9 protein-coding genes are annotated in these 11,157 nt (G+C 43.0%); all 9 read left to right on the forward strand.

What is annotated here, in order from left to right; all coding sequences use genetic code 11:
- Positions 1-853: 853 nt before the first annotated feature.
- The 9 genes from EKM67_RS09745 to EKM67_RS09785 all read left to right on the forward strand — a co-directional run bounded on the left by EKM67_RS09745 (position 854) and on the right by EKM67_RS09785 (position 11,056).
- Positions 854-2,179 (forward strand): DRTGG domain-containing protein, encoded by a 1,326-nt coding sequence (locus EKM67_RS09745; RefSeq protein ID WP_125578821.1) that lies wholly within the window; start codon positions 854-856, stop codon positions 2,177-2,179.
- A 23-nt stretch (positions 2,180-2,202) separates the two neighbouring features.
- Entirely contained in the window at positions 2,203-3,165 is a 963-nt protein-coding gene (locus tag EKM67_RS09750) for a DHH family phosphoesterase (RefSeq protein ID WP_125578822.1), read from the forward strand.
- 78 nt (positions 3,166-3,243) lie between these two features.
- Positions 3,244-4,590, forward strand: a complete 1,347-nt coding sequence (locus EKM67_RS09755) for a DEAD/DEAH box helicase (RefSeq protein ID WP_125578823.1) — start codon at positions 3,244-3,246, stop codon at positions 4,588-4,590.
- Positions 4,587-5,444 carry a hypothetical protein gene (locus tag EKM67_RS09760; RefSeq protein WP_125578824.1) on the forward strand — a complete coding sequence of 286 codons (858 nt, stop codon included), beginning with the start codon at positions 4,587-4,589 and terminating at the stop codon, positions 5,442-5,444. Before EKM67_RS09755 ends, EKM67_RS09760 begins: the two co-directional genes overlap by 4 nt.
- Positions 5,445-5,912: 468 nt before the next feature.
- Complete coding sequence (locus EKM67_RS09765) at positions 5,913-6,410, forward strand: YehS family protein (protein WP_125578825.1); 498 nt, start codon at positions 5,913-5,915, stop codon at positions 6,408-6,410.
- Positions 6,411-6,711: 301 nt separating this feature from the next.
- Positions 6,712-9,351 carry an alanine--tRNA ligase gene (gene alaS / locus EKM67_RS09770; protein WP_125578826.1) on the forward strand — a complete coding sequence of 880 codons (2,640 nt, stop codon included), beginning with the start codon at positions 6,712-6,714 and terminating at the stop codon, positions 9,349-9,351.
- Between the two features lie 661 nt (positions 9,352-10,012).
- Positions 10,013-10,273: an IreB family regulatory phosphoprotein gene (locus tag EKM67_RS09775; protein WP_125578827.1), complete on the forward strand. Its 261-nt coding sequence runs from the start codon at positions 10,013-10,015 to the stop codon at positions 10,271-10,273.
- Position 10,274: 1 nt separating this feature from the next.
- Positions 10,275-10,709 (forward strand): Holliday junction resolvase RuvX, encoded by a 435-nt coding sequence (ruvX, locus tag EKM67_RS09780; protein ID WP_125578828.1) that lies wholly within the window; start codon positions 10,275-10,277, stop codon positions 10,707-10,709.
- Positions 10,710-10,717: 8 nt separating this feature from the next.
- On the forward strand, positions 10,718-11,056 hold the full coding sequence (locus EKM67_RS09785; protein ID WP_125578829.1) for a DUF1292 domain-containing protein: 339 nt from the start codon (positions 10,718-10,720) through the stop codon (positions 11,054-11,056).
- Positions 11,057-11,157 lie beyond the last annotated feature (101 nt).

Here is an 11,157-nt window from a genome sequence, read left to right on the forward strand (position 1 = left end):
ATGTCCTATTTATTTTGGCAAATAAAAACTGGTATTAGTTTTACCAACACCAGAAAGTGTAGACCCGAAATTCTTCCGCCCAAAATGTGAGCTCCGGAAAAACGTCGGATCTCACATTTTCCCTTTCTGTAAACTCACAAAGACCGCTCGTTAACAGAAATACCACTGCAATCCCACTATTTTCTTCCGCAACTTCTGCCTAAACGTATTTTATTTAGTGGAGGATCTGAATAACAGTGTTCCTCGAACTTGTTAGACATTGTTGTCTTTGCTCAGAACAGTTCAGCTTAAAAGTCGGAATGGTCATCACGTCCGCCTTTCGTCCTCTAGAAATCAAAGTTGCGGTACAAATTAGTCGCACGGGACTAGACGTTGACTTGAGTAACCACTAAAAAACTGCCGAGATGAGTCAGAACGCGGAAGAAAAAGTTGCGACTCGCAGTGAAATTGTTCTTGCGGGACCAGATTATTTTCTAAATGTTCTCGGATGAGTTACGCAAGAATTTAGTTTTCCGCAAAACTATAGTCCCGCTAGAACAAGGGTGATCTTCAAGACTTTTGTGGGCTTCAAAAGGCTTGAAGTCATCCCCACAGCGAGGCGCAACTATTTTCTGGAGCGTTCTGATGGAACCAAACTAAATCCTACCTCACGCAAACAAAGCCTTCATGAATCAGTTTGAAGTTTTAAATGTCATCTCCAACGTGATGCCTATCAATTTTGTCTAAACCCGTGATATAGCGCAACCAACACGAACTCTGAATTGTTTTTAAGCGCCAAAACAGATATACTTAACGAAGGAATGAAACAGTTATTAGGTCTGTTATAATACATCAATTTGGAGTTGGTGATTTTTTGGCGACAAAACACGAAGAAATCATTCACTACTTAGAGAGCTTGCCGATTGGCCGCAAAGTTTCAGTGCGGGCGCTTGCGCGTGAACTCAAAGTGAGTGAGGGTACCGCTTATCGCGCAATCAAGTCGGCCGAGTCGAGTGGTCTGGTCGCAACAATTGAACGTGTGGGGACGGTCAGAATTGAAAAAGATCGGCCGAAGAAACTCGATGAGCTTTCTTTTGCAGATATTCTCGATTTGATCGATGGACGTGTGCTTGGTGGCGCATTGGGAATTAATAAAACGCTGAATAAGTTCGTGATCGGTGCCATGACTGAAACCGCGATGATTCCTTATATTTCGCCGATGTCGTTAGTGATCGTCGGTAATCGCGATGGCGCACAAAAAATTGCGCTCACACATGGTGCGGCCGTTTTGATTACGGGTGGTTTTCAAGCTAATGCCGAAATTATTGGCTTGGCGGATGAAGCCGAGTTGCCACTGATCAGCACGAACTACGATACGTTTACCGTTGCCAGCTTGATTAATCGGGAGATTTCAAATAAAAATATTAAGCAAGATATTATGACTGTTGCGGATGTTTATGAGCCTGTTGAACAGATTCAAGTGTTGCGGCAGACACAAAAGGTCAGCGATTATCAGGCGTTACGACGGAGTACGAATAATACACGTTTTTCCGTGGTCACCGATAAAGGTCGCTTGGTTGGTATTGTGACGCTGCAAGATATTCACGGTTTTAGCGAGGGGACCTTGCTGGATAAGGTGATGGTTAAAAACCCAATCACGGTCACTCGGCATACTTCTTTAGCAAATGCGATTCATTTACTCACCTCTAATTCAATTGATTTAATACCCGTTGTTGATCGAGATTTCAGTTTAGTGGGTATCGTCAATCGCGCTAGCGTTCAAGGACATGATCTGCCGCTTTCACACGAACGAACATGGACACTCCAATATCAAGTCAGCGAGTCACTTTATACGATTGAACAAGAAGTGAAGGACGCCGAGCAGATTTTTCCTAATTGGGGTGTACATGTGACGCCACAGATGGCTAATGAAATTGGCGCGCTGTCGATTGGGGTCTTATCGGAATTATTGACCTTGGCGACGACGCGATCGTTGCGCGTTTATCAACAAAAAGCGAGTATGGTCGATCAAATCGATTTGAATTATTTCCGCTTAGTTCAGATCGATCATGAAGTTGAAATTCGATTGAAAGTGGTCAATGCCAATCGTCGGCGAACGACATTCGATATTGATGTGATGTCTGATCATACGCTGGCAGCCAAAGCCATTGTGACTTGCCAAGTCATTGAAGATATTTAAGTTAACAAACAAGGAGTGTTTTTATGAATTCAAGTTTACAAGATATTATTAAAAAAATTGTGGCTAGCGATAAAATTATTATCCATCGTCATGCTAATCCAGATCCTGACGCACTAGGTTCACAGTCTGGGTTAGCCGAATCAATTAAATTTAGTTTTCCGGATAAAAAAGTCAAAATTGTCGGCAGTCCGGTCGGCGATTTAACTTGGATCAATCAACCAGAAGAAGTTGCGGACGATTTTTACCAAGATGCGTTGGTAATTGTGACGGATACGGCGGATACGCCGCGTGTGAGTGATCAGCGTTTCAATACGGGCAATTATCTGATCAAAATCGATCACCATCCTAATGACGATGCTTATGGAGATATGTATTACGTTGACACAACGGCCTCCAGCTGTTCAGAAATTATCGTCGATCTCGTCAATGCGAGTAACGGTCAGTTGAAATTGAACACAGAAGCTGCGCGCGTGCTGTATGCGGGGATCATCGGTGATACTGGTCGTTTCTTATATTCTGATACTTCGCAACATACCTTTGAGGTTGCAGCCCAACTAGTTGGTCATGGATTCAGCCATAGTGATGTGAGCCAGAATCTGAATGAGATTTCATTGAATCAGGCGAAATTACAGTCGGTTGTTTATGACAAGCTGATTTTTGACGGCAATGGTGCCGCACATATAGTGATTACACGGCAAATGTTAGCCGATCTGAACGTTAAAGATGATCAGGTTAATTCGGTCGTTTCCACACCGGGTCGTTTGCGCGAAGTCCTCTTGTGGTCGCTGTTTGTTGAAAAAGAAGACGGCACTTATCGGGTTCATTTCCGTTCTAAGGGGCCAGTCATCAACGAAATTGCCAAGGCCCATCATGGTGGTGGCCATCCGTTAGCAAGTGGCGCGAATGCCGCAGATACCAAAGAAATTGACCAGATCATCGCCGAGTTGATTTCGGCTGGTAAAGCCTATCAGGACAGTACGAATTAGTGAGCGAGTTTCACAGATCAGTTTGAAACTCGGTCAAGATCAGCGTGTCACTGACATGCTCAACACGAAAGGAATTTTATGAGTACAACTTTTGAATCATTTCAATTAACAGAATCATTGCAACAAGGCTTGAAGAAAATTGGATTCCGCGAACCAACGCCTGTCCAAATTCAAGTTATCCCCACATTATTAGCTGGTCGCGATGCCATCGTGGAATCACAAACGGGTAGTGGTAAGACGCACGCCTTCCTATTGCCATTGCTAAGTATGCTGGAAAAAGGTCACGAGTTTCCTCAGTTGGTGATCACCGCACCTAGTCGCGAATTGGCAGCACAGACGCATGAGTTAGCGAAACAATTACTTGAAGCTAGCGGCGAAGAAGAATGGCAAATGAGTTTATTTGTCGGTGGTAGTGACAAAGAACGTCAAATCGAAAAATTGCATCATCAGCAACCTGACATTGTTGTCGGCACACCTGGACGAATTTTAGATTTGATTTCGAGTGCGGCGTTGCGTGTCGATCACGTGCGGTTCTTAGTGATCGATGAAGCCGATATGACTTTAGACATGGGCTTTTTGAAAGACGTCGATGCCATTGCTAGTAAAATGCCCGCAAACTTGCAAACGGCTGTTTTCTCGGCAACAATTCCCGATAAATTACAACCATTCCTACGTAAATATTTACAACAACCTCAACAAATCATTCTGGCGCCTAAAACAGTGATTAATCCCGATGTGGATAATTGGTTGTTTGCAACACGTGGGAAAGACAAAGCGGATTTGATCTATAAGTTATTGACGATCGGCCAGCCATATTTGGCATTAGTTTTTGCCAATACGAAGCAGACGGTTGATGATTTGACCGATAAATTAAAAGCAGATGGCCTAAAAGTGGCTAAGATCCATGGTGGTCTCGAGCCTCGTGAACGTCGGCGTGTGATGAAGCAAGTCGAAAACTTGGAATACCAATATGTTGTTGCGACTGATTTAGCTGCGCGTGGTATCGATATTCCTGGTGTGTCTTTGGTGATCAACTATGAGATTCCCAAGGATACCGAATATTTCATTCATCGTGTGGGTCGTACGGGTCGTAATGGCCTCGATGGCACAGCAATTACGCTGTACAGTCCCGAAGAAGAAAGTCGGGTCAGCGAAATTGAATCGCTAGGAATTAAATTCACGCCTAAAGCGTTGCAAAAAGATCAAATCGTCGATTCATATGATCGTCGTCGACGAACATCACGGACAGCCACCAAAGAAAAACTCGATCCAAAAATGATCGGTTTAGTGCGGAAAGAACAAATTAAACGCAAGCCCGGTTATCGTAATAAGATCAAAAAGGCAATTACGAGAGATCGTCAACAAAAACGTAAGATTGATGCACGTCAAGAACAGCGAGCAGTCAGAAAGTCACATAAGCGATGAATGAAAACGACTTATATTTACCAACTTGGCGAGAAATCAGCGATCAACGTCGGCAGTTGATTTTCGAACAGGTCTTGCGCTATTTTATTAATCCATTATGGCATGTGGCAAATATTCGCCCGTTACAAATGCAGTATCGCAATCAAACGTTGTTAACTTGCCAAGCCGATTTAAATGGGCAAACCTTTGTTTTTGTGCCCGGAAATTTACGGGCTAATTTAAATGGCGAAGAAGTTGCGGTCAGTCCGTTTTTGATCGCCCGCACGGCGGTGAACGCAAATCATTATTATTTAGGCGAATTAAACGTCGTCAATGGTGAAACCTTTGGCCAAATGAAATTATTACGCGAGTATCAATCAGAAATCGACGATTATTTACTGCGGACGCGTCAGAAGGCTTCATTGAATCCATTTGCGACACCACCGACAACGATTCAAACAGAACATTTAACTTTTGGAACGACCGAAAGTGAATCGGTGCCGATTTATTTGCAAGAAAAATGGTCGTATTCTGACTTGCGTCAATTTTTAAGACGTAACGGTTGTAATTTACCCACGCGCAATCAGTGGGAGTATGCAGCAACTGCTGGTGTGGCTAAATTCGAATTGCCATTGAATCAAGATCTGCACTCGGTGATTTACGATCAGATGGGTTATGGTGTGGCGTTTAAGCAGGCACAACAATGGGAATTATTGGATGATCCTGAACTGATCAAACAGAATCCATTGTTTGTGGAAACTTCGGATGAACGTGAATTGGCGAGTGCATTATTTCAGCAGTACGCAGCAACGTATGAGCCCATTTTGACAGAGAATCTTGCTTACCGGCCAGTTTTTAATGTGCAATTAGATTAGGCTTTACTGGAACGGGTATGAATTTTGTGTTGAAAGATCGTGAGTATCGCTATGCTGAATACTTTATTTATTTTAATACTTGAACTTCTTGCTCTCGCTTTTTTTTAGTCAAAATGAGACTTATTCAGCAAGATCAATATCTGAATAAGTCCCAGCAACAACGTTCTAAAGCCGAGCAATGGCTATATAATCAAAAGCTGAACCTGGCACTTTCGAAATTTGAGGAGCAAATGTATGTCAAAACCGTTCGATTTACTTTGGCGATGATTGTTTTTATGCTTGCTCTTGGCGCGTGGTTGTGTTGCTGGTTTTCGTTAGTATTCTCTTGGCTTTTTCGGGTACTTCCATTTTTTTAGTTATCGATATTGGGCTTGTCATCCTTTTTGCTCTGGTTGGCAGGCATGCGCCAGTATTGAGGTGAGCCGTAAGGATGTTTTGGGAGCAATTTGTTTTAGATTAGGAGATAACATGAATAATAATGATATTTTGATCCGGTTACGTTACGCACTGGATCTTTCGGATCAAGAAATGATCAAGATTTTTCGGCTCGGCGGGATGGAAATCAGTCCCGTTGAGTTGGGGGATCTGTTGAAAAAACAGCCCGCCGATGAAGATTGGTTAAGAGATGCAGTTTGTAGTGCCAAGCAATTGGAAACTTTTTTGAATGGTCTGATTATTTTTAAACGTGGGAAACAAACGCTCAAGCCGGGGGTTACGCCACCGAATCCATTTCAAATTACGAACCAAGATAGTGTGAACAACGTCATGCTCAAGAAGGTCCGCATTGCGTTATCATTGACGAGTGAAGATATTTTAGATGTTTTACATTTAGCAGGTGTTGAAGCTTCGGCAAATGAAATCAGTGCGATTTTGCGTAAGGAGGGTCGCCGAAATTATATGGTTTGTGGCGATCGGTATGCGCGCAATTTCTTAAAAGGACTTACAATTCAATATCGCGGAGTTTAATCGCGCATGAATGGGTGGATGTGTTCCGCCACAATACGCTGTTTGACTTCTTGATCAATTTTAACTATAATATCTTTGACTTGGAATATGTTGTTGTGACGACTGTTTAGCGAGGGATCGGTTGGTGTGAGGTCCTCAGTTTGAGCAAACAATGCTCTCCATAATGTTTTCGAATTGAATACAATAATTAAGAGGTTAACGAATCGCATCGTTGCAATCAAGGTGGTACCGCGCTTAGGCGTCCTTGAAATGCAGCGGTGTTTTTTATTTAGTTGCAACGGAAATCAGGAAGGAAGTTATTATGAAAGAATTATCTAGTGCCGAATTTCGACAATCGTTTCTCGACTTTTTCAAATCTAAGGGGCATGATGTTGAACCTAGTGCGTCATTGATCCCTAAAGATGATCCAACTTTATTGTGGATCAATTCTGGGGTTGCCACGTTGAAAAAATATTTCGATGGCACGGTTATTCCTAAAAATCCACGGATCACGAATGCACAGAAGAGTATTCGGACGAATGATATTGAAAATGTCGGTAAAACTGCTCGCCATCATACTTTCTTCGAAATGTTGGGCAACTTTTCTGTCGGCGATTATTTCAAAGAGGATGCGATTCCGTGGGCGTGGGAATTTCTGACGTCGCCTAAGTGGCTCGATATGGATCCGGCCAATCTTTATGTGACCGTTTATCCAAAAGATACCGAAGCTTACCGGATTTGGCATGAAGTTGTCGGCTTACCAGAGGATCATTTGGTTAAAGTCGAAGATAATTTCTGGGATATTGGTGAGGGTCCTAGTGGCCCAGATTCAGAGATTTTCTATGACCGTGGTCAAGAATTTAACAATGTGGCTGATGATGATCCTGAAAATTATCCTGGTGGCGAGAACGAACGCTATTTGGAGATTTGGAATATTGTCTTTTCTGAATTCAATCACTTGCCAGATGGCACTTATGTTGAACAACCACATAAGAATATTGATACGGGGATGGGATTAGAGCGGGTCGTTTCCGTTTTGCAGCATGCACCGACGAATTTTGAAACCGATCTATTCTTACCATTGATTCATCAAACTGAGAAAATTAGTGGTCAGTTCAAATATGGACAGGATAAAAAGACAGACGTCGCGTTTAAAATCATTGCGGATCACGCACGTGCTGTTAGTTTTGCAATCGGCGATGGCGCGTTGCCTTCAAATGAGGGACGCGGTTATGTCTTGCGTCGTCTCATTCGTCGTGCTGTTCTGAATGGTCGACGTTTGGGCATCAAGCAGTCATTTCTCTTCGAACTCGTGCCCACGGTCGGTAAAATCATGGACAGTTATTATCCAGAAGTCGCTGAGCAACAAGGATTTATTGCTAAGGTGATCAAATCCGAAGAGGAACGTTTCAGTGAAACTTTGACGGACGGCTTGGCTTTACTCAATGATTTAAGTGCTAAGCAAAAAACTGCCGGCGAAACAGTGATCAATGGTCGTGATGCTTTCAAATTATTCGACACTTATGGATTCCCAATTGAATTAACGGTGGAGTATGCGGCTGATGAAGGCTTGACAGTTAACGAGAATGAATTCGATGAAGCTATGGCTGAACAGAAAAATCGGGCACGTGCTGCTCGCGGCAATCGCCAATCCATGGGCTCTCAAAACGAAACGTTGATGGAAATCAAAGCTGACAGCAAGTTCGATGGTTACGAGCACTTGACGATTGCAGATGCCAAGTTGGTTGTTGCCTTGGCTGATGATCAAGAAGTTGCAACAGTAACGACTGGTGAGGCTGAATTGATTTTTGACCGGACGCCATTTTATGCAGAGATGGGTGGTCAGGTGGCTGATCAGGGTCTGATTTTGAATCAGGCCGGTGAAAAAGTCGCCACGGTTAAGGACGTCCAACATGCGCCCAACGGTCAGAATTTGCACACCGTTGAAGTCAGTGGTGAATTAAAAGTTGGTGAGTCATATCAATTAACCGTTGATCGCGAATTCAGAATGAAAGTTCGTCGCAATCATACGGCGACGCATTTACTGGATCAGGCTCTGCGCGACGTCTTAGGTGAGCATACGCATCAGGCTGGCTCATTGGTCGAGCCCACTTATTTGCGGTTTGATTTTAACAACATGGGTCAAGTGACACCGGATCAATTAGCTCAAATCGAAAAAATCGTTAATGAAAAAATCTGGGATGAAATTCCAGTTACGACCACAGAAATGCCGTTGGATGATGCTAAAAAGTTAGGCGCAATTGCTTTATTCAGTGAAAAATATGGTAAACGCGTTCGCGTGGTCCGTGTCGGCGATTATTCGATGGAACTTTGCGGCGGGACTCACGTCGACAACACGGCCGAAATCGGGTTGTTTAAAATCGTGTCCGAATCTGCCACTGGTGCGGGTGTTCGTCGAATCGAAGCGGTAACTGCCAAAGAAGCCTTTGATTATTTAAACAATGAAGATCAATTGTTGCATCAATTAGCGGCTGATTTAAAAGTGACCCAATTAAAAGAATTGCCAACCAAGGCTGCTCATTTACAACAAGAACTCAAAGATAGTCAACGTGATCTCCAGAATCTAAAAGCCAAAGCGGCTCAAGAACAGGCTAACGACGCTTTACAGACAGAAACTGCAGGTCAATGGCAATTGACTAGCGCGTTGGTACCAAACGTCACCATGAATGAATTACGGCAGTTAGCAGACAATTGGCGCAACAAGCCAGCCGGTGACGTTCTGGTTTTGGGTACGTCACAGAATGGCAAGGCGAACTTGTTAGTTGCGGTCACACCAGAGGCGGTTAAAAAAGGTCTCAAAGCCGGCGACATGATCAAAAACATCGCACCAGTAATTGGTGGCGGTGGTGGTGGCCGCCCAGATATGGCTCAGGCTGGTGGTAAGTTGCCAGATAAATTACCAGCGGCTTTGCAACAAGCTAAGGAATTTTTGAGTAAGTAAAACCGATAAAATTAAAAATACTGATCTACCTGCAGTCGAAAGTGCTGGGATAGTCAGTTTGTGGCTGTGGGACCGCTCTTCGCTTTTCCAAGTACGGGAAAAGCTCCGAGCTTCGATTTGAGCCTTGGAAAAACACCGAGTCTCGAATCGATCCATCATGTAAGGCGAGGAAAATCACCTCACCAACATGGTTATCACTGCCACAACTGACTACCCCAGCACTTTTGACCTAAACTTAAATTGATTTAAAGTAGGATTTAAATAACTGAGCGGGATTTTTCCATTTGGAATAGACTAGGTAGAATTTGTGGTGGGAACAGTGCTGCAGTGAAATTTCTGTTAACGAGCGGGTTGTGTGAGTTTACAGGAAGGGCCGTATTGGAGATTTTCCCGAACTTGGAAAAGCTTCAATCGAAGGTGGAAGAATTTTGGTGGGTTTTCAAAATACTGTAACCGGCCCCACAGCAGCCCACTGTTTCCACCACAAATTCTACCGGAGGTAGATCAAATTTTTATGTTTTTCAATAACAACGATAAATTTTCAACGGTTACGCAATGGACAACTATTTTTTGTAACATAACAGTAAGATTACGTAATCGTAACAAACGTTGTTTTTTGATGATATTTCAGGTATCATCAAATAAGAGTGAGGTGACAGTCATGAGTGAATTGGATAAAACGATGTCCTTTTCTTTTAATGATAATGAGTCAAGAAAAAATATTAAGGATACACTTGAAAGCGTTTATCATTCTTTAGAGGAGAAGGGTTATAATCCGATCAATCAAATTGTCGGGTATTTATTGTCAGGCGATCCTGCCTACATTCCTCGTCATAATGATGCTCGTAACTTGCTCCTTAAACACGAACGCGACGAGATCATCGAAGAATTAGTGCGTTCATATCTCAATAAGGAACGTTAAAATGCGACTGATGGGATTAGACGTTGGCTCGAAAACCGTTGGTGTCGCAATCAGCGACGAACTCGGATGGACCGCTCAAGGTGTTGAGATCATTCCGATCGATGAGGCTAACGAGAATCTTGGCTTGAAACGAGTCAAGCAGCTGATCGAGGATTATCAGGTAACTGGTTTTGTATTGGGTTTGCCGAAAAATATGAATAATACATTGGGACCCCGTGCGAAACGTTCGCAATATTATGGTGAGCGGTTGGAGCATAAATTTGGGTTGCCGGTGGATTTTCAAGATGAACGGTTGACGACGGTGCAAGCTGAACGAATGTTGATCGAGGAAGCTAATATTTCTCGCAAGAAACGTAAACAAGTCATCGATAAACTCGCAAGTGTTGTCATTTTACAGAATTATTTAGATGCAAAAGGCAAATTAACGCAACAATAGGAGGGCCTATGGCAGATCAGGATAACAACATCATTGATTTCAGTGATTTCGCAGATGAACAACGGCAGATTTCTTTGGCCGACGAAAATGGCAACGAAGAATTGTACGAAATTCTATTTACCTTTGATTCTGAAGATTATGATCGTTCTTATGTGCTACTGATTCCAGCTGGCGCGCAAGAGGATGAACAGGTGGATATTTATCCATTTGCTTACACACCTGACAACAATGGTGACGCAACTTCAGGCGACTTGATGCCGATTGAAGACGAAGCCGAATGGGACATGGTTCAGGGTGTCTTGGATGTTTTCTTACACGATGAAAATCTGAACGATGATAATGATTAAGTAAATCTGAGGAGAATGGGACGTTAATGTTTCATTCTTTTTTCTACCATTAGTCAAGAGAATTCTTCTATATCAAGGGATTCTTTTTCTTAATTACGCAA

Origin of the sequence: Lapidilactobacillus mulanensis (assembly GCF_003946215.1) — a bacterium.
Taxonomy (GTDB): Bacteria; Bacillota; Bacilli; order Lactobacillales; family Lactobacillaceae; genus Lapidilactobacillus; species Lapidilactobacillus mulanensis.

Coding starts and splice junctions, on each gene's coding strand:
- EKM67_RS09750 (WP_125578822.1), top strand. CDS start 2,203: ATGAATTCAAGTTTACAAGATATTATTAAAAAAATTGTGGCTAGCGAT.
- EKM67_RS09755 (WP_125578823.1), top strand. CDS start 3,244: ATGAGTACAACTTTTGAATCATTTCAATTAACAGAATCATTGCAACAA.
- EKM67_RS09760 (WP_125578824.1), top strand. CDS start 4,587: ATGAATGAAAACGACTTATATTTACCAACTTGGCGAGAAATCAGCGAT.
- EKM67_RS09765 (WP_125578825.1), top strand. CDS start 5,913: ATGAATAATAATGATATTTTGATCCGGTTACGTTACGCACTGGATCTT.
- alaS (WP_125578826.1), top strand. CDS start 6,712: ATGAAAGAATTATCTAGTGCCGAATTTCGACAATCGTTTCTCGACTTT.
- EKM67_RS09775 (WP_125578827.1), top strand. CDS start 10,013: ATGAGTGAATTGGATAAAACGATGTCCTTTTCTTTTAATGATAATGAG.
- ruvX (WP_125578828.1), top strand. CDS start 10,275: ATGCGACTGATGGGATTAGACGTTGGCTCGAAAACCGTTGGTGTCGCA.
- EKM67_RS09785 (WP_125578829.1), top strand. CDS start 10,718: ATGGCAGATCAGGATAACAACATCATTGATTTCAGTGATTTCGCAGAT.